At 69.1% G+C, this 24,406-nt stretch carries 19 protein-coding genes; 4 read left to right on the forward strand and 15 right to left on the reverse strand.

What is annotated here, in order from left to right:
• The first annotated feature begins 46 nt into the window (after window positions 1-46).
• From araD to EJP67_RS25815, 4 genes are read left to right on the forward strand one after another with little or no spacing between them, the layout of a single operon-like run.
• A complete protein-coding gene (araD, locus tag EJP67_RS25800) occupies window positions 47-1,777 on the forward strand; it encodes an L-arabinonate dehydratase (RefSeq protein WP_126024596.1) in 1,731 nt (576 codons plus the stop codon).
• A gap of 43 nt (window positions 1,778-1,820) precedes the next feature.
• The gene (locus EJP67_RS25805; RefSeq protein WP_126024597.1) at window positions 1,821-2,531 is read left to right on the forward strand and encodes a ribonuclease activity regulator RraA; all 711 of its coding nucleotides are present in this window, start codon (window positions 1,821-1,823) and stop codon (window positions 2,529-2,531) included.
• Window positions 2,532-2,567: 36 nt separating this feature from the next.
• Entirely contained in the window at window positions 2,568-3,548 is a 981-nt protein-coding gene (locus EJP67_RS25810; protein ID WP_126024598.1) for a Bug family tripartite tricarboxylate transporter substrate binding protein, read from the forward strand.
• A 40-nt stretch (window positions 3,549-3,588) separates the two neighbouring features.
• Window positions 3,589-4,695, forward strand: a complete 1,107-nt coding sequence (locus EJP67_RS25815) for an SMP-30/gluconolactonase/LRE family protein (protein WP_126024599.1) — start codon at window positions 3,589-3,591, stop codon at window positions 4,693-4,695.
• Window positions 4,696-4,745: 50 nt separating this feature from the next.
• Here EJP67_RS25815 and EJP67_RS25820 read toward each other — a convergent pair whose 3' ends face one another.
• From EJP67_RS25820 to tssH, 15 genes are all read right to left on the reverse strand, one after another.
• On the reverse strand, window positions 4,746-5,615 hold the full coding sequence (locus EJP67_RS25820; RefSeq protein WP_126024600.1) for a hypothetical protein: 870 nt from the start codon (window positions 5,613-5,615) through the stop codon (window positions 4,746-4,748).
• Between the two features lie 133 nt (window positions 5,616-5,748).
• A complete protein-coding gene (gene tssA, locus EJP67_RS25825; protein WP_165909703.1) occupies window positions 5,749-6,975 on the reverse strand; it encodes a type VI secretion system protein TssA in 1,227 nt (408 codons plus the stop codon).
• The gene (locus EJP67_RS25830; RefSeq protein WP_126024602.1) at window positions 6,975-11,039 is read right to left on the reverse strand and encodes a type VI secretion system protein; all 4,065 of its coding nucleotides are present in this window, start codon (window positions 11,037-11,039) and stop codon (window positions 6,975-6,977) included. Before EJP67_RS25830 ends, tssA begins: the two co-directional genes overlap by 1 nt.
• 40 nt (window positions 11,040-11,079) lie before the next feature.
• A complete protein-coding gene (locus EJP67_RS25835) occupies window positions 11,080-11,841 on the reverse strand; it encodes a DotU family type IV/VI secretion system protein (protein ID WP_126024603.1) in 762 nt (253 codons plus the stop codon).
• Between the two features lie 7 nt (window positions 11,842-11,848).
• Window positions 11,849-13,189, reverse strand: a complete 1,341-nt coding sequence (gene tssK / locus EJP67_RS25840; RefSeq protein ID WP_126024604.1) for a type VI secretion system baseplate subunit TssK — start codon at window positions 13,187-13,189, stop codon at window positions 11,849-11,851.
• Between the two features lie 59 nt (window positions 13,190-13,248).
• Window positions 13,249-13,725 (reverse strand): hypothetical protein, encoded by a 477-nt coding sequence (locus tag EJP67_RS25845; protein WP_126024605.1) that lies wholly within the window; start codon window positions 13,723-13,725, stop codon window positions 13,249-13,251.
• Complete coding sequence (locus EJP67_RS25850) at window positions 13,722-15,188, reverse strand: dicarboxylate/amino acid:cation symporter (protein ID WP_126024606.1); 1,467 nt, start codon at window positions 15,186-15,188, stop codon at window positions 13,722-13,724. The genes EJP67_RS25845 and EJP67_RS25850 overlap by 4 nt, the downstream gene beginning before the upstream one ends.
• Complete coding sequence (gene cuyB, locus EJP67_RS25855) at window positions 15,176-15,910, reverse strand: cysteate racemase (RefSeq protein ID WP_126024607.1); 735 nt, start codon at window positions 15,908-15,910, stop codon at window positions 15,176-15,178. Before cuyB ends, EJP67_RS25850 begins: the two co-directional genes overlap by 13 nt.
• A gap of 13 nt (window positions 15,911-15,923) precedes the next feature.
• Window positions 15,924-17,198: a dicarboxylate/amino acid:cation symporter gene (locus EJP67_RS25860; RefSeq protein WP_126024608.1), complete on the reverse strand. Its 1,275-nt coding sequence runs from the start codon at window positions 17,196-17,198 to the stop codon at window positions 15,924-15,926.
• A gap of 24 nt (window positions 17,199-17,222) precedes the next feature.
• Window positions 17,223-18,263, reverse strand: coding sequence for an ABC transporter substrate-binding protein (locus EJP67_RS25865; protein WP_126024609.1), 1,041 nt, complete (start codon window positions 18,261-18,263; stop codon window positions 17,223-17,225).
• 17 nt (window positions 18,264-18,280) lie between these two features.
• Window positions 18,281-18,505 (reverse strand): hypothetical protein, encoded by a 225-nt coding sequence (locus EJP67_RS25870; RefSeq protein WP_126024610.1) that lies wholly within the window; start codon window positions 18,503-18,505, stop codon window positions 18,281-18,283.
• A gap of 39 nt (window positions 18,506-18,544) precedes the next feature.
• Complete coding sequence (locus tag EJP67_RS25875; RefSeq protein WP_126024611.1) at window positions 18,545-18,934, reverse strand: DUF4280 domain-containing protein; 390 nt, start codon at window positions 18,932-18,934, stop codon at window positions 18,545-18,547.
• 3 nt (window positions 18,935-18,937) lie between these two features.
• Window positions 18,938-19,678: a toxin-antitoxin system YwqK family antitoxin gene (locus tag EJP67_RS25880; RefSeq protein ID WP_126024612.1), complete on the reverse strand. Its 741-nt coding sequence runs from the start codon at window positions 19,676-19,678 to the stop codon at window positions 18,938-18,940.
• Window positions 19,679-19,686: 8 nt separating this feature from the next.
• A complete protein-coding gene (locus tag EJP67_RS25885) occupies window positions 19,687-21,633 on the reverse strand; it encodes a type VI secretion system Vgr family protein (protein WP_338067721.1) in 1,947 nt (648 codons plus the stop codon).
• Window positions 21,634-21,655: 22 nt separating this feature from the next.
• Window positions 21,656-24,394, reverse strand: coding sequence for a type VI secretion system ATPase TssH (gene tssH, locus EJP67_RS25890; RefSeq protein WP_126024613.1), 2,739 nt, complete (start codon window positions 24,392-24,394; stop codon window positions 21,656-21,658).
• Between the last annotated feature and the right edge of the window lie 12 nt (window positions 24,395-24,406).

Consider the following 24,406-nt stretch of genomic DNA (forward strand, 5'->3'; position numbering starts at 1 on the left):
GCCGGCAAGGCCGCACCTGCAGTGCAGCGCCCATGGAGACAACCCCTTGACGAAACGCCCCTACGAATCCCTTCGCAGCGCCCGCTGGTTCGCGCCCGACGACTTCCGCTCCTTCGGCCATCGCTCGCGCGTGCTGCAGATGGGCTACAGCTACGCCGACTGGATGGGCAAGCCCGTCATCGCCATCGTCAACACCTGGAGCGACGCCAACCAGTGCCACTCGCACTTCAGGCAGCGCGTGGAAGACGTGAAGCGCGGCGTGCTGCAGGCGGGCGGCTTTCCGCTCGAGCTGCCGGCCATCTCGCTTTCCGAGAGCATGGTCAAGCCAACCACCATGCTCTATCGCAACTTCCTTGCGATGGAAACCGAAGAGCTGCTGCGCAGCCACCCCATCGACGGTGCCGTGCTGATGGGCGGCTGCGACAAGACCACGCCCGGCCTCACCATGGGCGCGCTCAGCATGGGCATTCCCTTCATCTACCTGCCGGCCGGCCCCATGCTGCGCGGCAACTGGAAGGGCAAGGTGCTGGGCTCCGGCTCCGACGCGTTCAAGTACTGGGACGAGCGCCGCGCCGGCCGCCTTGGCGAACAGGCCTGGGCCGAGATGGAAGCCGGCATCGCCCGCAGCCACGGCACCTGCATGACCATGGGCACGGCCGCCACCATGATGGGCATCGCCGAAGCCGTGGGGCTGACGCTGCCGGGTGCGTCGAGCATTCCCGCGGCGGACGCCAACCACATCCGCATGAGCGCCGACTGCGGCCGCCGCATCGTCGAGATGGTGTGGGAAGACCTGACGCCCGCGAAGATGCTCACGCGCGCCAACTTCGAAAACGGCATCGCCTGCGCGATGGCCATGGGCTGCAGCACCAACGCCGTCATCCACCTGATCGCCATGTCGCGCCGCGCCGGCCACGCCGTGAGCCTCGACGACTTCGACGCCTTCAGCCGCCGCGTGCCCGTCATCGCCAACATCCGGCCCAGTGGCGATGCCTACCTGATGGAAGACTTCTTCTACGCAGGCGGCCTGCCCGCGATGCTGGAGCGCATCCGCGGCCACCTGCGCACCGAGGCGCTCACCGTCAACGGCCGCACCATCGGCCAGAACATCGAAGGCGCCGAGGTCTACGACGACGACGTGATCCGGCCGCTTGCCAACCCCATCTACGCCGAAGGCGCGCTGGCCGTGCTGCGCGGCAACCTCGCGCCCGACGGCGTGGTCATCAAGCCCAGCGCCTGCGCGCCGCACCTCTTGAAGCACACCGGCCGCGCGCTGGTGTTCGACGACTACCCGTCGCTCAAGAAGGCCGTGGACGATCCGGAGCTCGACGTGACCGGCGACGACATCCTCGTGCTGCGCAACGCCGGCCCGCGCGGCGCGGGCATGCCGGAGTGGGGCATGCTGCCTATCCCCACCAAGCTGCTGAAGCAGGGCGTGAAGGACATGCTGCGCCTGTCCGACGCGCGCATGAGCGGCACCAGCTACGGCGGCTGCCTGCTGCACTGCTCGCCCGAGGCAGCCATCGGCGGCCCGCTCGCACTCGTGCAGATCGGCGACCGCATCAGCGTCGACGTGCCCGCGCGCAGCATCCACCTTGAAATCGACGATGCCGAACTTGCCCGCCGCAAGGCCGCGTGGACACCGCCGCCACCGCGCTACGAGCGCGGCTACGGCTGGATGTTCGGCCGCCACATCCGCCAGGCCGACGAGGGCTGCGACTTCGACTTCCTCGAAACCAGCTTCGGCAAGCCGGTGCCCGAGCCCGACATCTTCTGACCCCAATCCGATTCCACCCACTTCCAGACAACGGAGACCCCACGTGAATCCCGCCACCCGCGAGCAGCTCATGAAGGTGAGCACCGCCACCCTGTGCACGGCCCTGTTCAAGCGCGGCCTGCGCCACCAGTTCATCCAGGACGTGCGGCCGCTCAACGCCGGCCTGCCCAACATGGTCGGCGAAGCCTTCACGCTGCGCTACATGCCCGCGCGCGAAGACCTGAACCAGATCGGCGTCTTCCTCGACCGCGACCATCCGCAGCGCAAGGCCGTGGAGCAGTGCCCCGAGGGCGCGGTGCTCGTCATCGACAGCCGCAAGGACGCGCGCGCCGCATCGGCCGGCGGCATCCTCGTCACGCGGCTCATGAAGCGCGGCGTGGCCGGCGTGGTCACCGACGGCGGCTTCCGCGACAGCCCAGACATCGCGAAGCTGGGCTTTCCCGCCTACCACCACCGCCCCAGCGCGCCCACCAACCTCACGCTGCACCAGGCCATCGACATCAACGTGCCCATCGGCTGCGGCGACGCGCCCGTCTTCCCCGGCGACGTGATCGTGGGCGATGCCGAAGGCGTGATCGTCATCCCGGCCCACATGGCCGACGAGATCGCCGCCGAGGCGACGGAGATGACCGCCTTCGAGGACTTCGTGCAGGAGAAGGTGCTCGAAGGCCGCTCCATCCTCGGCCTCTATCCGCCCACCGACGAACAGAGCCGCACCGACTTCGCTGCCTGGCGCCAGGCCAACGGCCGCTGAGCCCGCATCGATCACAGAAATCCAAGGAGACAAGACATGCGTTTCATCCGCTTCACTGCGGCGCTGCTTTCGGCTGCGCTCGTTCCCCTGGCCGCCACGGCCCAGACACCCGACTGGCCTGCCGCCAAGCCCATCGTCTACGTCGTGCCATTCACGCCCGGCGGCTCCACCGACATCGTGGGCCGTACGCTGGCCCAGAAGCTGGGCGAGAGCCTCAAGCAGTCGGTGGTGGTCGACAACAAGCCCGGACAGGCCGGAGGCATCGGCGCCGCCTACGTGGCGAAGGCGCCGCCCGATGGCTACACGCTCTTCGGCGGAACCATCAGCACGCACGCCATCAATGCCAGCCTCTACAAGAAGCTGTCGTACGACCCGATGAAGGACTTCGAGCCCGTCTCGCTGGTCGCGCGCCTGCCCAACGTGCTCATCGTCAACAGCCAGCTCGGCGTGAACTCGGTGGCCGACCTCGTGGCGCTGCTGAAGAAGGACGAGAGCAAGCGCACCTTCGCCTCATCGGGTGCCGGCACCTCGACGCACCTTGCCGGCGAGATGTTCGCCGACCTCATCGGCGTGAAGCTCACCCACGTGCCGTACAAGGGCACGCCTCCCGCGCTGACCGACGTGGCAGCTGGGCAGGTGCCTTTCATGTTCGACCAGGTCACGGCCGCGCTGCCGCTGGTCAAGAGCGGCAAGCTCAAGCTGCTGGCCGTGACCACTGCGAAGCGCATCGCGCTCGTGCCCGACCTTCCGACCATGATCGAGTCGGGCATTCCCGGCTTCGAGATGTCGTCATGGCAGGCCGTGTACGCGCCCAAGGGCACGCCCAAGCCCATCGTTCAGCGCCTCAACGCAGAGATCGTGAAGGCGCTGCACCAGCCCGACGTGCAGGCCAAGCTCTCCGGGCAGCTCGCGATGGAACTCGTGGGCAGCACGCCCGAGGAGCTGCGCGACCACATGGCCCGGGAGATTCCGCGCTGGGCCGAGCTGGTGAAGAAGTCCGGTGCCGTAGCCGACTGAACGACCCGGAACAACCGACAAGAACACCAGGAGACAACCGATGCAGAACAAGACGAACAACGGCCGCCGCCGATTCCTCAAGACAGCCGCGGGCGCCGGCGCCGCAGCCTTCGGCACGCTCGCGGGCGCACAGGCCTTCGATTTCAAGCCCAGCCAGCGCTACCCCGACCCGGCGGTGCTGATCCTCGACCCGAGCTTCACCAGGTACCGGCTCTACAGCAGCACGCTCGAGCAACTGGGCTCCGGCATGCGCTGGGCCGAAGGGCCGGTGTACTTTCCCGAGCACGGCTACCTGCTGCTGAGCGACATCCCCAACAACCGGCTCATGAAGTACGACGAGAAGACCGGCAAGTTCAGCGTGCACAAGACCGGCGTCAACTACGCCAACGGCAACACCCGCGACCGCCAGGGCCGCCTCGTCACCTGCGAGCACTCCGTCACGCGGCGCGTGGTGCGCACCGAGAAGGATGGCCGCATCACGGTGCTGGCCGACAGCTACCAGGGCAAGCGCCTCAACGCGCCCAACGACGTCGTCGTGAAGTCGGACGACACCGTCTGGTTCACAGACCCCACCTTCGGCATCAACGGCGAATGGGAGGGAAGCAAGGCCCCGTCCGAGCAGGCGACCACCAACGTCTACCGCATCGCGACCGACGGCAAGCTCACGGCGGTCATCACCGATCTCGTCAACCCCAACGGCATCGCCTTCTCGCCCGACGAGAAGAAACTCTACGTCGTCGAGTGGAAGGGAACGCCCAACCGCAGCATCTGGAGCTACGACGTGTCACCGGACGGCACGAGCGTCTCGAACAAGACCAAGCTCATCGACGCCGACGGCCCCGGCTCGCTCGACGGCTTCCGCGTCGACCGCGACGGCAATCTCTGGTGCGGATGGGGCCACTCCGGCGCCATCGCTTCGGAGCCCACCGACGTCGGAGGCGGCATGAAGGCCTACCTGCCCACTGGCAAGTCGGAGGAAATGGACGGCGTGAAGGTCTTCAACCCGCAGGGCAAGCCCATCGGCTTCGTCCGCCTGCCCGAGCGCTGCGCGAACCTGGAGTTCGGCGGGCCCAAGCGCAACCGGCTCTACATGGCGAGCAGCCATTCGCTGTATGCGCTCTATGTGGAGGCGCACGGGGCGGTTTGAGGGGCCGCTGCCGGGCGGGGGCGCCGAGCCCGCGCCCGGGCAGGAGTGGCTCAGTTGAACTTCGAATTGTCGGAGTCGCTGGTGTAGGCGGACTTCGTGACCGCTATGGACGAAATGGCAATCGGCTGCAGGAATGTGGTCACCGTGCCCGCGTAGGTCTTCAGGGCTTCCCAGTTCGTACCGGGGTCGTATTTCGCTTCCTTCTTGCAATAGCACCACAGCTTGCAGCCCACGTGCTTCGTCTTGTGCTCCAGGATCTTGGTGTCATGAGCGGGATTGCCGGGAATCAGGAGACCCATCTCGGCAATCTCTTTGCGTGTCTTCTCCATGATCTTGTTGGTGGCCTGCGTGAGCAGCGTCTCCTGGTTGCGCTCCAGGTCCGCGATCCAGCCGTCCACCGCGTCCATCACCCTCTTGAACTTTCCCAATTCCTGGTTGAGCCTCTTCTTGCGCCGCTGAACCTGCTCGTACAGAAGAGCAAACTGGTACATGTCGTCGCATGTCTGCCCGCTGTTGTTGTAGGCCTCGATTCCCTGGTTGAGCTCTTCGAATGCATGGGCCACCTTCCAGCGGTACCTGTCCAGGTTCTCGACGGTCAGCTCCTTGATGCCGAACTTGGCCACCTCCGCGTTCGAGGCGGTGGCACCAAGATGCCCTTCATGAAGCGCGCCCCGGACCTTTCCGTTGACCGCATCGACAACCGCGCCCACGACGGACCCCACGACAGGCACCGGTATGAGGGTAAGGAACAGTTTCCCCACGCCCACGAGGGCTCCGATGCCTTTGCTGGCGCGGGATCCGCCGCTCGAGAACGCACTGCGTGTCGAGTGGAAGATGCGGGAGTGCGCGATCTGCGAGCCCATGCTCTTGTTCGCCACCTCCAGCTCGGCCTGCTTGAATGGATCTGGATTGAACGCCATGTCATTTCCTCAAAAAATAAAACGTCGATGAATGAAGCGAAGCCATCCCGCTCAGAGAGGCATTTGTCCGAAACAGGAGCGGCTCGCGCAGGGCCATTGCCGGCTGGGGCGTCGGGTGGAGAACCCGGCCGGCTCACTCCGGCCTGATGCCCAGAATCGAGAAGTAGCGGTTCAGGTCGCCGTCCTCGCGCAACACCTCCTGCATCAACTGCGGCAGCGGCATGCGTCCCCAGGCCACGGCACGGTTCACGAGGTAGGGCGTCGGGCTGTGCGGCTCCTCGCGCATCAGGTAGGCGGCCGCGAGTTCCAGCAGCTGGTAGGCCTCGGCGCGGTTGCCGATGCGGCCGCTCGCCACGGCCTGCGGCAGCGACCCGGGAGCAGGGGAGAGGGGGGTGTCGCTCATGTCGTTGTCGTCCATCGGGATCGCGGGAGGGGTTGATTCGCCCGCCATCCATCTGGCGGGAGCTTCGGCCGGTGCAAGCGGTTCTTCTTCCTTGTCGCGCGGATCGCGCCCCTGCAGCAGGCTGCGCAGCGCCTGCCGCATGCGGGCGAGCATCTCCGTCACCTTCGACAGGCTCGGCGCATCGATGCCCAGCCGCCCGTCGAGCAGGGCTTGCAGGCTTTGCCACGCATCGGTGGCCGCGGCGACGCGGTCGTCGAGCGCGGCGAGCGCATGCAGGTCGCGCGCTGCACGGTCGAGGATGTCCTGGCGCGACACCGTCTGGGCGCTCGGCTCCTCGGCCACTTCCTTCGCTTTCGCCTTGGCGTTGCCCGCGGCGCCGGCAGCTGCCGTGCCGTACTCGCTGGTCAGCGCGCGCTGCCAGTCGCCCAGCGTGATGAAGGGCGGCGAGAAATCCGGCCATTCGAGCAGCGGCACCCGCATCAGCAGCACGTGCGCGATGGTGTCGTTGACCCACACGAAGGTGGCGGTGCGCATGTCGGCGTCGCCGTCGTCGCCGATGCGCGGATGCGCGTCTTCCCAGAATTCGCGCGCCAGCCCTTCGAGCAGGCGCGCACCGGCGGCCAGTCCGTCGATCGAATGGCGGTGCACCCAGGCCTCGGTGAGCCAGGCGGCCATCTGCAAGTCCTTGCTGCGGCGCTGCAGGACCTCGGTGCAGAGCATCTCGGCGGTACGCCAGTCGGCCTTCTTCAGCGGGCGGGTCCATTCGCCCATCGGCAGGCTGGCGTCTTCCTCGGTGCGCGCCTCGCGGATGCGGGCGCACACCGGGTCGTAGCGCAGCGGAGGGCCGGCGGGGCCTTCGGGGCCTTGCAGCGGCAGGAGAAAGCTCGCGAGGTCGGGCGCGAAACCGCCGGTGGTTTCGTCTGCATCGGCGTTCAGGGGGGGAAGCAGGGCGGCCATCAGGGCATGTTCCATTCGGGAGCGCGCGCGGGGAACGCGGCGGGCCAGATCAGGGCGTTCTTCTTGCCGGCGGGGCTGGCCGCGATGCGCAGGAACACGCGTGCGCGTCCTCCGTCGGGTGCCTGCGCGGCGTCGCCGGCCGACTGGGCCACCAGCGGAAACTCGAACTTCAGCAGCTGCGAGCGGCCGTCGGGGCGCTGGGCGGGGTCGCCTTCGCGCTGCCGCTGCGCCAGCGTGAACAGCGCCCACGGGTCGGCAAAACGGAAGCTCACGGTCTGGCCGTCGGTGATCAGCGCGTGCTGCTGCGGATCGGCGCGCGCCATCAGCGGAGAGTCCTTCGCGATGCGCAGCACCAGCGCCACCGGCGTGCCGTATTCCCAGCGCAGCGTGCGCGGCGCGTCGCGCAGCCTGAGCACCTGGTCGCCGACCTCGAAGGACCAGTCGATGATCTTGTTGCCCTCGATCTCGGCCGTGGTGTTGGCGCGGAAATCCACGCTCAGGTCATAGCCCGGTGCTGCACCTTCCTCGCTCGGGAACAGCGGCTGCAGGAAGTCGCGTGCACGGGCGAACTGCTCCGTGAAACGGCGCGCGCCCGCTCCGGGCATGCCTGCATTGCGCACCCCGGCGTCCGCGCCGCGGTTCTCCTTCAGCGCGCGTGCCAGCGGGTCGAAGGCGCGCGTCAGGTCGTTCACGTCGGCCGGGTCGGCCAGCTCGAAAGCCCGTCCCGTCGCCGGGCCGAACGGATGGCGGCCCGCCAGCGAACGGTTGAAGCGGGTGGAGAACTGCGTCCACAGCTCCTGCTGGTCGCCGAACTGCAGCTCCTGGCAGCGCGCGAGCAGGGCGCTGTAGATCTGCTGGTGGCGGTCGGCGAAGTAGTCGCCGATGCGCGTCGCCGGCGCCTTGCCGGCCAGCTTTGCGCCGCAGGTCTCGCGATCGATCTCCGCGCCGGTGGTGCCCAGGAACTGTTCGAGCAGCAGCAGGCTGCTGTTCGGGTTCTTCAGGCGGTAGCGCTCCAGGTCGCGGTTGATCGCCTGCCAGCGCTGCGCGAGCACCGAGCCGGCGCCCACGCCGTCGAGTGCCGCGATGTAGCTGTCGGCCTGCTTGCCCAGCGTTTCGGTGCGGTTGAACTGCTGGCCCAGGTAGGCGGCGAGCGAGCCCACGTCCGAGACGCCGAAGGCCACCAGCATCGGCCCGCGCTCGCCGCGCCAGGCCTGGAAGTCGCGTCCGCGCATGGCGTAGAGCTCCGACTGGTTGAAGGCCTCGTCCACGGCCTCCAGGCGCTGCAGCGCGTCGCGCGAGATCATCGCGCGAAGGTCTTCGGCGCGGGAGCCGGCTCCCAGCTCGTACAGCAGCGCCTGGATCTTCACGAGGCGCTGGCGCGAGGCCTCGTAGGCGGTCGCCTGGGTGTCGATGGAGCGGCCGCCGTCGCCCATGCCGTTCGCGGCCTCGGCCACCTGGTCGACCACCAGCTGCGCGAAGTGCGCGTTCAGCGCGCCCTCGATGCCGGGGCGCAGCGTGGCCGGGAATGCCTGCATGCCCTCGCTCATGTAGCGCTTGCGGATGTCGCCGACGGCCAGCGCCTGGTCGAGCCGGGGCAGGTCCCACACGGCCATGGTGCGCATTCCCGCGCCGGGCAGCTCGCGATCGCGCGCGGGCGCCATGAAGGGCTGCGCCAGCAGTGCGGTCAGCGCGTCGCGCAGCGCGATGCGCTCGGGCGCCAGCGCGAAGCGGCCGTCCTTGTCTTGCCACACCAGGCCGGGCTGCGCGCCGCCGAAGCGCAGGCTGAACTCGACGCGGAATTTCTGGAAGGCGTCCTGCGCGCGGTTTTTGACCGCGTCGGCCGATTCCAGCCCCAGCAGCCGGTTCTGCTCGATGCGCGCGATGGTCCGGTCATACGAAGAGCCCAGCACCAGCACCGGCTGGCGCATCCAGCCGCCCTTGCCCGATGCGACCAGGTCTTCCTGGTCCTTGATGGCGGCGATCACCTCGCGGTAGCTCGCGGTGGTGCGCGCGAAGGTGCCGGTGCTCGCGAGCGAGGGCAGCAGCCGCGCCAGCGACTGCTCCGACACCAGCAGCTCGTTGTTGACGAAGAGCCGGGCATCGAGCTGCGCCGTGCCCTTGTCGAGCGCGCAGCGCAGCGCCGTCTGCACGGGCGCCAGCGGAATGGCCAGCGCATTGCCCTCGGCCGCCTGGCGGAAGTAGCGCAGGTTGCGGCTCAGGTCGGCCGGCAGCTCGGCGCCCAGCGCGTAGCGCACGGCCACGCGCAGGTCGTCGGCATTGCCGGTGGCGGGCTGGCGCAGCCGCTCCACCGCCTGCAGGGCGGCATCGAGCTGCTCGACCGAGCCCAGGTAGCGCTGCAGCGCGCCGAACTCGGGCTGGTCTTCCACCAGCAGGCCGTTCTTGCGCGGCGCGTCGCCGATGGTCCTGAAGCTCGGCGGAAGGCCGCAGCTGGCGCCGACGATGAATTCGCCGGTCGCCTCGTCCTGCTCCACGCCACTGATCTGGCTCACGCGCGCCATCAGCTCGCGCCGCAGCGTGCTCACCGCGATGTCGCCGAATTCGCGCTCGATGCGCTCGATCACGCGCTCGTTCAGGTCGTCGAAGGGCTGCCACGAACCCGGCATGAAGAAGGAGTACGTGCCGTCGGTGCGCAGCCGTTCGTTCATGGCCAGCAGCGACAGCGCCTTGTTGCGGTACCACGCGGTGGGAATGGTCTCGCCGCGCTGCAGCGCGCGCATGCGGTACTGCGCGTCGTGCTGCAGCTGGGCCAGCGCCGGCACCAGCGTGGCGTTGTGCCGATGCAGCTGCCAGGTCGCGACCATCAGGCCGATGCCCCAGCCGCCGAGGAAGATCACCGCCGCCCAGCGCAGCGCACGGTGCAGCACCGGGCGCGTGAGCGTCTGCGTGCGCGAAGGCCTCGTGAGGCCGTACTCCAGGAATATCTTCTTCTCGAACAGGTCGCGCAGGAAGGCCGGCTGGCGCATCAGCTGCGCGATCAGGTCGCCGCCGATGGGCTCCAGGTCCTTGTGGCCGTAGGCGTCGTGCTGGGCATCGATGGCCGCGACCGTCTGCGCCGACTCGCCGCTGTCGCCCGTGAGGTAGATGCCGCGGAAGAAGAAGGGCTCGTGGTAAGCGCTGGGGCGCATGAGTTCGTCGACGTACAGCTGCAGCTGGCCGCGCAGCGCCTCGACGCGCGAGGGCAGCAGCAGCTGCGCGCCGGCGCCTTGCGGCTCGGTACCGGTGGCGAAGAGCTCGGCCGACACGTCAGACACCGAGCGCACCACCGTGCCCACCGCCTCGTCGACCCATGCCGGCTGGTAGGTGGTCGACAGGTCATAGGGCGAAGACCAGCCCAGCATGCTCGCGCGCAGCGGCTCGGGCAGCGCGCTCGCGAAGGCGCTGAAGCCTTCGAGCTGCTCCGCGCCGGTCACCAGCACGTACACCGCGAAGCGCATCGCGAAGCGGTTCTGCGCGAGCCACAGGCGCCGGTGCGCGAGCTTGGCGCGCTTGGAGAGTTCGAGCCGGCCGTCGGTGCTGTCGTCCAGCAGCAGCGCGGCCGGGATGGTGATGACCACCGAGTCGAAGGGCCGCTGCGGCCGGTAGGCGCGGCACATGCCGAGGAACTCGTCCCACGGCTTCTCGGAGGCATCGTCGTCATCGGGCGAGCCCAGGTACGCGCCCTGGATGTCGATGACCACGCCGCGGTCGAAGAAGTGCCACGAGATGCCCTGCGTGGCCGCGGCCGAAGCCGACTCGGTGCTCAGCGCGCTGGCCACGCCCGACTGCTCGATGGGCAGCTGCCGGTGGTCGTCGCCCTCGTTGAGCAGCATGATCCACGGAATGCCGTAGCGGTCGGCGCGCGAGGCGATGTTGCCCTCGATCAGCTCGACCGCCTGGCGGAACGAGCTGCGCAGCGAGTCGAAGCGGATGCGCGCGACCTTCGGGTCGCTCGACGGCTTGGCGTGCGAGCGCCGCGCCGCGAAGTACAGCACCATGCCGAGCACGAGCAGCACCACCAGCGTGAGCACCGCGATGGAAATGAGGAAGAGCTGGTCGGTCAGCATCGCGACGCGCTCCGGTGAATGCTGTGGAGACGCAAGTCGTTCATCGCAGGTAGGCCCCCGATGCGTCGACCGCGCCCGGTTGCAGCACCTGCCGCACCGGCCACGACTGCCACAGCCACAGCAGCTCCGACACCGCCAGCAGCGTGGCCACGCCCAGCAGGAACAGCACCGTCCAGCGGCTCAGCGTGGGCAGCTTGCGCGGCGCGATGTGCGAGAGCGTGCTCGCATAGGCCCGCTCCGACACCACGCGGTCGCGGCCCGAGAAGTCGGCGGGCCGCTGGTAGACGAACTGGAACAACTCCTCGCGGTAGCCGAGCAGGCGGGCTTCCTCGCCCGCGCCCCGGTACTTGCCCTGGAAGCCCAGTGCCAGCGCGAAGAGGTACAGCCGCGCGATGTCTCGCTTGGAGGGTTCGCGGCCCGACAGCAGCTCCTCGATGCGGCTGAACACCAGGTCGCCCGCGATGTTGGTGCGAAAGAGCGACGACTCCAGCAGGTGGCCCGTCCAGCGCTCGCGGCCGATCCACGGCGTGTGCAGCAGGATCTCGTCGGCCAGCGCGGCCTTCAGGTAGCGCGCGTCGGCCACGTTCTCCAGCTCGAAGCGCGAGCTCTCGCGGCGCGACTCGAGCGACTGCAGCTCCAGCAGGTTCTCCAGGTGGCGCGCCAGCGTCTGCGCCACCGCGTCGATGTCGCTCTCGCGCGATTCGGCGGTGCGGTCGCGTGCCTTCACGATCTCGTCGTAGAAGGCGCGGAACTGCCTCGTGATGTGGTCGTCGACCGCGAGGTCGGGGAGGTTGCGTGCCATGGTCCGGTCAATCCTTGATGAACAGCACGATTTCCTGCGGAGGCTGCGCGGTGGCGCCTTCGTTGGCATTGGCGATCACCAGGAGTTCGCCGGGCACGGTCAGCCCCGGGTTGGTCTGGATCGCGTAGAGCAGGTAGCCCGAGCCCGGGCGCAGGCCAAGTTCGTCGGCCGATTCGATGCAGCGGCGCACCGCGCCCAGCACGCGGCGTTCGCGCAGCGAGGGGTACGCCGACTGCGAACCGACGATGGCGCTGTCCATCCAGGCCATCAGGTCCTTGTCGGACTGCCCGCGCAGGCCCACCACGATGCGCGCGCCCGACACCCACTGCGGCTGCAGCGTGGTCTCGAAGGCGCCCTGGCGGAAGTCGAACTTGTGCTCGCGGTACTCCTGGCTCACCTCCGACACCGCGTCACGCAGCGCCAGCAGCAGCGGCTGGAACACGCGCGAGGGGTCGGCGTGGTCGTAGTCCATCGGCACCGGCGGCACGCCGCCCGGGCGCAGCAGGCTCAGCGAGGCGAGCAGCGCACAGAGCGACCAGTACATCGGCAGCGGATGCAGGTGCGGCGTGCGCATCACTGCCTCCGCATGCGGCAGGCCCGACAGCAGGCTGCGCAGCCGGTCCTTCAGCTCCAGGTGGGCGAGGCGGTCGTCGATGCGCGAGGAGGGCACGGCCGTCTGCTTGGCCACGAAGGCCGCCTTGCCGCGCAGCTGGCCGAGCAGGGCGGATGCGGCCGTCCACAGCGGGTTGTCGCGCGCCACTTCCAGCAGCGGCGGCTGCGCGTCGCCCAGCTTCACCACCTCGTTGTCCTTGAAGACCTGGCCCAGGCGCAGGTGCACGTGCGTGCCGGGCGGCACAGCGCCGGCGCTGAGCGCCAGGCGCGGCAGCATGCGCGGGATGTTCGCGGGCTCGGCGTCTGACACCGCATCTTCCACCGGCGCGCCGGCCACCGAACGGAAGCGCACGGTCGCGGCGCGATGCCGGTTGGGCGTGGTGACGGGCAGGGTGAGGTAGATGTCCAGCGGCTCGTTGGCCAGCCGCTCGGCGTAGGGCGCAAGCGAGAGTTCGAGCGCGCCGTGCGCGGCCTCGGCGGCGGAGAACTGCACCGCGGTGCCGTCCGGCAGGATGGCTTCGAGCACCAGCACGCGCAGCAGGCCGGCGGGCAGCAGGCCCTGGTCGAACACCAGGCGACGCACGCCCCAGGCGAAAGGCGCGGCGGCCAGCATCTGCCAGGCGACGAGAGTGTCCATGCGCGCGGAGAACTGCTGGAAGTGCTGCGGCGACAGCAGCATGCCTTCATGCCACTCGACGCGGTCGGTGATGGGGGCGGCGCGGTGCAGGTCAGACATGGCGTTCTCCCGCGCGGCTGTATCGAAGTTGTTTGTTCACTTGAAGGAATCCGGGTTGTTCAGCGTGCCGCGGCCGACACGTCGAAGCTCTGTGCATCGAAGCGGGCCACGATCGAGCCCTTGAGGTCTTCCACCCGGATGCGGTTGGCACCCGGCGTGGTGTAGTTCGCGAAGACGAGCACCGCCGCCACGCGCGGCGAGCCGATGGCGCTGGCGGGCACGCGAATCGTCTGGCCCGGCACCAGCTCCCACGAGAGGTACGACAGGCTCTGCGGAAAGGTCTTCTGCAGGTCGGCGCGTGCGCCGAACCACTTGGCGGCCGTGAGTTCGGTGACGCGCGCGAGCATCGCGTCGTCGAGCACCATCACCACGTCGACCGCGACCGGGCTGTTCTGGTTGGCGCCGGGCGCGGCCGAGAGCGTGAGTTCGTTCCAGTTCACGCGCGTGCCCTTGGGAAAGAGGCTGCCGCATGCGGCCAGCTGCACGACGAGCAGCAGCGCCGCCATCCGCCTGAGAAGGTTCCTGGTCCGGTTCATCGCGAAATTCCTGTGTTCGCCGTGGCGGGTGAGGCGTGCACGGCCGCCGGCTGCGCCTGCCGCACGCCCACGGCGATGCCCATCAGCATGATCAGCACCGAGGCCAGCACGCTGCAGCCCGCGAGCAGCGCGACGTGCCCGCGCGCGAACACGAAGCGCAGCGGCTGGGCGGGCTTGAGCTCGACGGCCGGCGCCGTCACGCGCTCCGAAGGCAGGCCGGCCGACACCACGGAAATCAGCGCGCAGGTGGCCAGCAGCGTCAGCACGTTGCGCGGGCCCTCGCAGATCAGGTCGATGGCCAGGAAGAGCGCGAGCGCGGCCTCGATGGGCAGCTGCAGCATCGACAGCACGATGCCCGCGTAGCCCACGTTGGTCATGCTGTTGTTGCCGGCCGAGGCGAAGGCCGCGATGGTCGCGCCGATGCCGATGGTGGCGAAGTCGGCCGGGACCAGCGTGCGGTCGTAGAGGTTGGCGACGAACAGCGCCGCCAGCACGTAGTAGAGCGCCGAGCCCGCGCGCAGGAACACCGAGGCCGTGGGCACCACCAGTTCGACGATGCCGCGGCTGAAGCCCAGGCGAGCGCTCATCGCCTCGATGGTGTGCGGAATGCTCGCCGTGGTGCTCGACGACATGAGGCTCACCAGCATCGGCGTCTTCAGGTGCTGCAGCACCTCGGCCAATGGCTGGTTGCCGCGCCGGTGGATCACCGCGATGGCCGCAGTGCCCAGCAGCGCCACCAGCACCACGAAGTGCAGCAGGAAGCCGCTCATGGCGCGGATCGTCACCGCGTCGGTCTGCGACAGCACGTGCGCCGACATGCCGAAGGCCACCACCGGCAGCAGGATGTTGGCGCGCGCGATGATGAGTTCGAGTGTGCGGTAGATGCCCTCGAACATGTGGTTGAGCGCCGTGTGCTGAGTGCGCGCCAGCGCCGCGAAGGCGAGCCCGAAGAGCAGCGCGCACGAGAGGATGCCCAGCGAGCGGCCTTCCGCCAGCACGCGGAAGAAGTTGTCGGGCAAGAGCGTTGCCCTGGGGCGCTCGATGGGGGTGGCCTGCGTGCCGCTCTCGTGCAGCCGCATCTCGATGTCGCCGCCGTCGCCGGCGCGTTGCACGAGCTCGCCCAGGTGCTCGCGCGAAGCGGCGTCGAGCTGCGTGCCCGGCGCGTTCACCCAGCCCAGCGCCAGTCCGATCGCCGCGCAGCTGGTCACCAGCAGCAGCGCCAGCCCCGCGATCATCAGGATGCGCCGACCCGGAAAGGGCAGCCCCATGGTCTGCCTCAGGCCGAAGAAGGTGGCCACCACCAGCAGCGGAATGGCAGCCATGCTCACGATCGACAGGTAGACCTGCGCCACCGCATACGCCACGTCGCCCGCCACCGGCAGGTACACGCCTGCGAGGCCGCCCGCCGCCATGCACAGGAGCAGGGCGAAAAGGCTGTGGGACATGCGCGTCAGGAAACCCATGTCGGCTTGTTCCATCCCTTGTCGAGAGCGAAGGCGACCGTGGCGCGGGCCAGTTCCAGCGAGCTGTCGACCAGGGCGAGGGGCGTGTGCTGCGCGGCACGAGCGGCCTGCGCTGCGATGGGCAGCTCGGTGCAGCCCATGATCACCGCCGTCGCGCCCGTGGCGGCCAGCGCCTCCAGGGCGCGCCCGAATGCGGCCGCGCCGGCCTGCACGTCGCCGCCCTTCACGGCGCGGATGCAGGCGTCGACGTGGTCCTGGCCGGTGGAGGCATCGGGCACGAGGAAGTCGATGCCGCGTTCACGCAGTGCATGCTGGTAGAAGCCGGAGGCCAGCGCGCCGCGCGTGGCGAGCACCGCCACCCGTAACGGCCGGTCTTGCGGCGCCGTCGCGATCGCGGCCACGCACGACTGCGCGATGTGGATCACCGGCGCGCGGCTGTGCGCCGCGATCTGCGCGTACCAGTGGTGCGACGAGTTGCAGGGGATCGCGATCACGCCCACGCCGGCGTCGTTGAGCACGTCGATGCCCGCGAGCAGCGCGTCCAGCGGATCGGGGCCCGTGCCCAGGATGGCGCTGGAGCGGTCGGGCACATGGGGCAGGTTCGCCACGATCACCGGCAGGTGTTCCTGGTCGCGCGTGGCGGGGGTGAGCTGGATGATCTTGTCCATGAAGTCCACCGTTGCCGATGGGCCCATGCCGCCGAGAACGCCGATGCGTGACATGAAGGCGCGCTCCCTAGATCTTCAATGGCCGCGGGCACACGACGGCCACGGCGGCCGTGTTGCCGATGACCAGCACCAGCGTGCGCAGCATGTCGCAAACCGGGTCCACCGCCAGGAACAGGATGAAGGCCGCCTCGAAGGGCAGGCCCAGGTAGGTGCAGGTCATGCCGATCAGCGACACCGTCACCAGCCCCGTCATGCCGGCAGAGGCGAAGCCGGCGAGCACCGAGGAGGTGAGCACGATGCCGATCTCCACCGGCGAGAGCGAGCGCCCGTAGATCTGCGCGATGAAGAGCGTGGCGCACACGTAGTACACGACCGGCCCTATGCGCAGCAGCGACACCGTGAGCGGCACCAGCAGTTCCACGCGCGAGCGCGCGAAGCCCAGCCGCGTGACCAGGCTCTCGATCATGATCGGCATGCAGGTCGCGCTGCTGCGCGTGGCCAGCGCCAGCGCGAAGGGGCCGCGCAGGGCGTTGAGCGTCTGGCCCAGCGTGCCGTTGGAGCGCTTCCAGATGATCACCGCCGCCACGGCCAGCAGCAGCGCCGACACGACGAGAAAGGCGACCACGAAGGCGCCCATCGCCTTCAGCGGCTCGATGCCGGTCTTGCCCAGCTGCGCCGCGCTCATGCAGAACAGCACCGCAGGCAGCGGAAAGCTCAGCCAGCGCATCAGCGTCTGGCAGGCGTGGTAGACGGTCTCCAGCGCCTGTGTGAGGCCGTCCGAGATGCGCGTGGGCACGTGTCCCACCGCCAGGCCGAAGAGCAGCGCGAACACCAGCGTCTTCAGCGTGTCGCCGTTGGCAAGCGCCGAGAAGATGTTGGCGGGCACCAGGCTCACCAGCATGTCGGCGAAGCTCGCGGTCTTCTTGACCTCGTCCACGCCGCGCAGGTTCATGGCCGTGTCGCTGGCGCTGAGGTCGCCGCCCACGATCTGGCCGAAGGTATGCATGGTGCTGCTCGGCAGGTTCTCGCCGGGGCGAAGAATGAGCAGCGTCGCCGCGCCCGCGATGGCCACGAAGGCCGAGAACGCGAGGAACACCAGCGCCACGCGGCCCAGCAGGCTGGCCGTGCCACCGTCGCGGAACAGCCGCTGCAGGCTGAAGATCACGGCCGAGACCATGAAGGGCAGCGTGATCATCTTCAGCAGGTCGACGTAGATGTCGCCCACGAAGGCCAGCGGCGTGGCCAGCAGCGGCGCGAGCATGCCGAAGGCGACACCGGCGCCCAGGCTGATGATGACCACCCAGGGGTTGAGGACGAAGGCGTAGATCTTGGAGGTATTCATGATGGTTCGGGCGTCCTGTGCGGCTCAGCGGTCGAGTGCCTGCAGCACCTTCTGGATGTCCAGCTTCTCGGCGCGCTGCGCGAGGAACTGGTTGACGTAGGCCAGCAGCGTGGTGTCGGTAACCGCCACGCCGATGCCCAGCGTGTCCTCCAGGTCCTTCAGCGTCACGGTGCGCAGCACGAGCGAGACGGTGGGGTCGGCCTTGAGCACGCGCTTGACCTCGAACTCGTCGCGGTAGGCGCTCACGATCTCTCCCTTGTTCACGGCCACCAGCACGTCGTTCCAGGTGGCGTACTCCTGCACCTTGGCGTGCGGGAAGTTGGTGCGCGCGTAGTCCGCGAAGGACGACTTGGCGATCACGCCGATGCTGCCGTCGAAGTTGCGGATGACCTCCGGCAGCGGCCGTCCGCGCGAGAGCTGGGCGAACTTCACGCGGTTGAGGATCAGCGAGTGGTTCAGCGTGAGGTAGGAGTCGCTGAAGGCGATGGTCTGAGAGCGCGCCAGCGTGCGCGACAGCTTGCTGATGGCCAGGTCGGCCTGGCCGTTGGCCAGCAGGTCCACCACCGCGTTGAAGGTACCGGCTTCGCGGTTGAAGCGCAGCTTCACGCCCAGTTCCTTGGCCAGCGACTGGGCCAGGCCCACCTCGAGCCCGGTCCACTGGCCGCTGTCGTCGAAGAAGAAGAACGGCGGCGTGTCGACCTTGAGCATGGCCACCACCAGTTCGCCGCGCGTCACGATGCGGGCGATGTCGGGCGCGAGCAGCCGGCCGTCGGGAACGCGCACGAGACCGTTGACGAGCACTGGCGGCGTGGCGGGGGCGGCCGGTTCGACGGCGAAGGTGGCCGCCGGTGCCGCAGGAGCCGCAGGCGCAGCGACGACGGGCGTCGCTGCCGCGGCGGGCACCGCGGTCGCGGGCGCGCTGAGCGTGCCCTGCACCACGGGCCTTTCGCCCGCCGCGAGCGCGCCGATGCCGGTGCAAAGGCCGGCGAGCGCCAGCAGTGTGGGAAGGGCAAGGCGGCGAAGCGCGTTGTGCATGCCCGTGAGGTGTCGTGCGTTGTTCGACATGCTTGGAGTCGGTTTGGTCATTGGGTGGAGGCCGCGGGAGCGGGTGCCTGTGCGGGTGCCGGCGCGGCGGAAGGGGGTTGCTGCTGCGCCGGTGCAACCGCGGCGGGCACCGGCAGCGGCGCGGGCGCCAGCAGCTTGCCGATCTCGATGCCCATCAGGAACAGCAGGACGCACAGCAGCACCAGGCAGGCCGCCGTGATGGCGACCATGCGTGAACTCATCGTGAAAACGTATTGGGACATGGGGTGGTCGGGCGTGCCGTTCGTTGGTCGTCGTTCGTGTCAGGGAACCATGGAGGTGAATTGCCCCGGCGCTGCCACCTGGATCACGCCGCCCCAGTTGCAGGCGAGCTTGGAGCTGTCCTGCAGCGCGGGCATGTTGCCGACCAGCACCGTGGGCGAGCCCGGCGCCCATGGGGCGGCCGTCACGGGGATGCAGGGCATGGGCGTGAAGGCGCCGAGCGCGGCGGCGGTGGCCGCGGCCACCATCGGGTTCGACATGCTGTTGCAGGTGCCGAAGGGAAGGATGTTGACGATCGGCTTGTTGTCCATGATGTTGGCCGCCGGCACGCCGCCGGTGACCACGCAGCTCGCGGGCAGCACCACGAGGCTGGAAGGCGCGGCGCCGAAGCTGCACTGCAGCGTGGCTCCCATGCAGACGTGCATGCCCATGGCTCAGCTCCCCCTCACGAGTTTTTCCAGGCTCTTCATGAAGCCCGGCAACGCGGCGGTTTCCACGATCTCGCGGCCGGCCTGGTCGAAGCGGCGCGCATTGCCGTACGGCTTGCCCTGGCGGTAGGCGACTTCTTCCATCAGCTGACCGTTGGGCCAGAAGCGGCGCAGCGGGCCGTGTAGCACGTTGGCCACGTAGGTGGACGACTGCGCCACGCCGCCGCCCGGCGCGTAGTCGACAACCTCGCCGTCGAGCAGCCCGGCGCGGTAGCGTTCGCGCCGCAGCATGCGGCCTTCGTGGAAGTAGCTGGCCTCGCCTTCGAGGCGGCCGGCCGCGTAGGGCAGGCGCGCGGTGACATCGCCTGATTCGGCATACGACACCGCCTCGCCGTGCAGAACGCCGCGCACGTGCTGCTGCGTCTGCATCAGCTTGCCGGTGGGGTAGTAGGTGCGCGTGATGCCCTCGGCCACGCCGCCAAGGCGCTGCGTTTCCTGCAGCAACTGGCCGCGCTCGTCGAAGAGCCGCATGGCGCCGTGCGGCAGGCCGGCCTGGTAGGAGGCGTCGAACGCGGGCTTGCCCGGGGCCGAGAAGACCTGCATCGGCCCGTGCGGCAGATCGCCCACGAAGGAGGCGCGCACCACCGTCTGGCCGGCATCGTCGAGCGTCTCGCGCACCACGGCGGCGGGAAGCGCGGCCGGCAGCGCGGCGATGTCCTTGGCGGGGAGGGAGGAAGGAAGTGCCATGGCGCCGCTCAATTGATCTTCACCAGCCCGCCCTTGAGCGTGACCATGCCGCCGCCTTCGACGGCGTTCATGCCCGAGGCCTTGCTGCTGATGGAAGGCGCCTCGTTCGAGAGCGTGGCGCCGCCCTTGGCCGACAGCGCCACGCCGGCTTCGGCCGCGAAGTTCATGCCGGCGTTGGCGCCCAGGTTGGTGCCGGCCTTCAGGTCCAGCGTCTGCGCCGACTTGATGAGCAGCGTGCCCGTCACGTCGATCACGAGGTTGCCCGTGACCTTGAGCTCGTAGTTGCCCGTCACCGTCTGCGTGAAATTGGCCTTGTTGTCGTGTGTCTCGTTGCCGGTGACATCGAGCGCGCGCGTGCCCTTCACCGAGTGGGTCTCGTTGCCGGTGTCGACCTTGACGGTGCGATTGCCCTTGGTGACGGTGTGCAGCTCGTTGCCGGCCATCACCGTGGTGGTGAGGTCGTTCTCGATTTCCACGCGCATGTCTTTCTGCGCGTGCATGTAGAGCTCCTCGGAGCCCTTCTTGTCCTCGAAGCGCATCTCGTTGCCGGCTTCGCCGGCCTTGGTCGAGCGCGAGCGGATGGTGCTTTGCGACGAGCTGCCCGGCAGGGCGACCGGCGTGGCGTGCGTGCCGTTGTAGACGCTGCCCGAGACCAGCGGCCGGTCGGGGTCGCCGTCGACATAGCTCACGACCACTTCCTGCCCGATGCGCGGCAGGAAGAGCGCGCCCCAGCCTTCGCCGGCCCACATCTGCGATACGCGGATCCAGCAGGAGCTCTTCTCGTCCTTCTTGCCAAGGCGGTCCCACGGAAACTGCACCTTGATGCGGCCGTGCTGGTCGGTCCATATCTCCTCGCCCGCGGGGCCCACCACCCGCGCCGTGTGGCTGCCCGCCACCACCGGCCGTGGGGTGAGGCGCGGCGGGCGGAAGGGCATGGCCGGGGGCAGGGTCTCGAAGCTGTTGCCGTAGTGCTCCAGGTCGGCGTGGTGCCGCACGCTGTGCACCATGTGCTGCGCGTTGAGGTCCGCGCGCGGATGGTCCTGCAGCGTGAAGGTGGTGCCCGGCGTGAGGTAGTGGCAGTGGCTGTCGCCGCGGCCCGACTGGCTGCCGCTCTGGTGTGCTTCCACGCGGATGCGTGCGCGCGGCTCGCCCGCCGAGATCGCCACGCGCGAGGGGTATTCGTAGTCGGTGCCGCGCCCGGTCTCGGCCTCCTGCTTCTTCAGCAGGCTGGTGTCGGGCGTGAGGAAGTCGTAGTCGTCGACCTCCTGGCCCTTGGTCACCAGCCGGGCGTCGGATTCGAAGCGCGTGACGGCGTGGGCATGCGCGAAACCTTCCTCGGCGCTGCGCACGACCAGCTTCTCCGCATTCGGGCAGGTGGTGCATGCGGAATTGCTGTCGGCCAGCACCAGCGTGTGCGCGCCGTCCGCGAAGGTGAAGAAGTAGAAGATACCTTCCTCTTCCATCAGCCGCGAGACGAAGTCGAAGGCCGTCTCGTCGTAGCGCACGCAGTATTCGCGCGGTGCGTAGCTGCCGGTGAGCGATAGCCTGAAGTCCACGCCGAAGTCGCCGAGCACCTTCTGCACGATGTCGGGCGTGCTCAGGTTCTGGTAGATCACGCGGTCGCGGCCCAGCGTGAGCAGCCACATGCGCGGCACCAGTTCGAGCGTGTAGGTCGCGAAGTCGCGATTGCTGCCCAGGTAGGTGAAGCGCGAGACGATGCCGTTGAAGAAGCGGCTTTCCTTCTCGGGCCGCTGCAGCACCACCGTGGCCGAGGTGCCGATCAGGTCGGCGGCCTGCAGCGTGCTGTTTGGCGAGCGCATGGTGAGCGAGCACGCGAACAGCTGCGACAGGCCCTCGGTGGCCTGGAAGGCGTCGAGCAGCAGCTCGTCCGGCCCGAGGGCGGTCTTCACCGTCAGGAAAGCGGCGTGCTGGGTGAAGCCTTCGCGCATGTTCATCGCTTGTTCGTCCCGATCCGGCTCAGCTCAGCGTCGACGGCTCGAAGCCGAAGGCGAAGGCACCGTCCGCGCCCACGCTCATGTGCACGCCGGTGAAGGCCGCGGCCATCGAGATGCGCTCCAGCACCTGGCGCGAGAGCTCGGGCAGCACCGCGTGCGCGAGGATGTGGTCGATGTTGCGCGCGCCGCTGTCCACCTCGGTGCAGCGCGCGGTGATGGCGTCTTCCACCTGCTCGTCCCAGGTGAAGCCGGCGTGGTGGTTCAGCGAGAAGCGCCGTGCCAGCTTGCCCAGCTTGAGGGCGACGATGGCGCGGATCTGCCCGTCGCCCAGGTGGTGGTACGGCACCAGCGCCAGCCGGCCCAGGAAGGCGGGGCTGAACTGCTTGAGCAGCTCGGGGCGCAGGCGCTCCACCAGCTCCTCGGGGTCGGGCCGGCGCCCGCCCTGCGAAGCCTGCGTGATGACGTCCTGCGCGGCGTTGGAGGTCAGCAGGATCAGCGTGTTCTTGAAGTCGATCGGCACGCCTTCGCCGTCTTCCATCGTGCCCTTGTCGAACACCTGGAAGAAGAGCTCGAGCACGTCGGGGTGCGCCTTCTCCATCTCGTCGAGTAGCACCACGCTGTAGGGCCTGCGGCGCACCGCCTCGGTGAGCACGCCGCCGCGCCCGTAGCCCACGTAGCCGGGCGGCGCGCCCTTGAGGCTGGAGACGGTGTGCGCTTCCTGGAACTCCGACATGTTCACCGTGATGACGTTGCGCTCGCCGCCGTACAGCAGGTCGGCCAGCGCGAAGGCCGTCTCGGTCTTGCCCACGCCGCTCGGGCCCACCAGCATGAACACGCCCACGGGCTTGCCGGGGTCGTCCAGGTCGGCGTGGAAGGTGCGGATGCGCCGCGAGATGGCGTCGAGCGCGTCGTCCTGGCCGACCACGCGCTCGGCCAGCTTTTCCTTCAGGTTGAGGACCGTGTGCAGCTCGTCGGTCATCATCTTGCCGACCGGGATGCCGGTCCAGCCGGAGATGACCTCCGCCACCATCGTGCCGTCCACGCAGACGGGCACCATGGGTTCGTCGTTCTGCAGCGCCTCCAGGCCCTTCTCCAGGCGGCGCAGCGCGGCGGTGAGCAGGGCGGGGTCGTTCTCCTCGTCGGCCGGCGGTGCGTCGCTGCGCAGGCTCTCGGCGATCTTGCGGCGCAGCGCGACGATCTCCATCACCGCGTGCTTCTCCTCGTCGACCTTGTCCGAGAGGCGCTTGTGTTTCTGGCGCAGCGCGTCGAGCCGCGCCGAGAGGGTGGCGATGGCTTCCTGGCGGTCGCTGCCCGTGGCCGCTTCATGGCGCAGCACGCGCAGCTCGCTCTCGCCGGTGGCGATGTCGCGCGCGGCCGATTCGAGCTCGGCCGGCAGCCCGTTCTGGCCGATGGCCACGCGCGCGCAGGCGGTGTCGAGCACGCTGATGGCCTTGTCGGGCAACTGCCGGCCGGTGATGTAGCGGTGCGAGAGCTTGACGGCTTCGCGCACCGCGTCGTCGACGATCTCCACGCCGTGGTGCTTCTCCAGCGTCTCGACCATGCCGCGCAGCATGTCGATGGCGACTTCCTCGCTGGGCTCTTCCACCTTCACGACCTGGAAGCGCCGCGCCAGCGCCGGATCGCGCTCGACGTATTTCTTGTATTCGGCCCAGGTGGTGGCGGCGATGGTGCGCAGCTCGCCGCGTGCCAGCGCCGGCTTGAGCAGGTTGGCCGCGTCGCCCTGGCCCTCGGCGCCGCCCGCGCCGATGAGCTGGTGCGCCTCGTCGATGAAAAGGATCACCGGCGTCGGCGATGCCTTGACCTCGGCGATGACCGACTTGAGCCGGTTCTCGAACTCGCCCTTCACGCCGGCGCCGGCCTGCAGCAGCGCGAGGTCGAGCGAGCGCACCGACACCTGGCGCAGCGCGGGCGGCACGTCGCCCTGCACCACGCGCTGAGCGAAGCCCTCGACCACGGCCGTCTTGCCCACGCCGGCCTCGCCGGTGAGGATGGGGTTGTTCTGGCGGCGGCGCAGCAGCACGTCGATGATCTGGCGGATCTCGCCGTCGCGGCCGCGGATCGGGTCGATGGCGCCGTCGCGCGCGAGCTGCGTCATGTCGACCGTGTACTGGTCGAGGGAGGGCGTGGCCGAGCTGCCGCGGCGCGCGGTGGGCATCTGCATCGCGCCGGCTTCGTTCGCCGGCCGTGGCGCGGCGGGCTGGTTCGCGGCGGGTGCGGAGGGTGCCGATGCGATCGGCGCGGCGGCCAGCGCGGCACCCGCCGCATCTTCGGGAGAAGACTGCAGCAGGCCCGCGAGCTCGTCGCGCAGCGAGCCGCGCGGAATCTGCAGCAGCGCGGGCGCGGCATCGACCAGCCGGCCGCGCAGGCGGTCGACCTCGAGCAGCGCCAGCATCAGCGTGCCCGAGCGCACGTGCTGCTGGCCCAGCAGCATCGAGCTCATGAGCCAGGCTTCCTGGAAGAGCGGTGCGAAGTCGGGCGCGAGGCTGGGCGTGCGCCCGTTGCCGCGCTTGAAGGTGTCGAGCGACTTCTGCAGCTGCGCCTGCACCGTGTCGGGCCGGATGCCGAAACGGCCGAACACCAGGCGCAGGTCGGGCGCCTCGTTGTCCACCAGCTTCATCAGCAGGTGCTCGATGTCGACGTTGTAGTGCGTCTGCTGCACGCACAGCTCGGCGGCCTGTTCCATGGCGCGCTTGCATTCCGGGTTGAGCCGGCCGAGCAGGGTGCGGATGTCGATGTCCATAGGAGTGTTCGG

It is taken from the genome of Variovorax guangxiensis (assembly GCF_003952165.1).
GTDB classification, from domain to species: Bacteria; Pseudomonadota; Gammaproteobacteria; order Burkholderiales; family Burkholderiaceae_C; genus Variovorax; species Variovorax guangxiensis.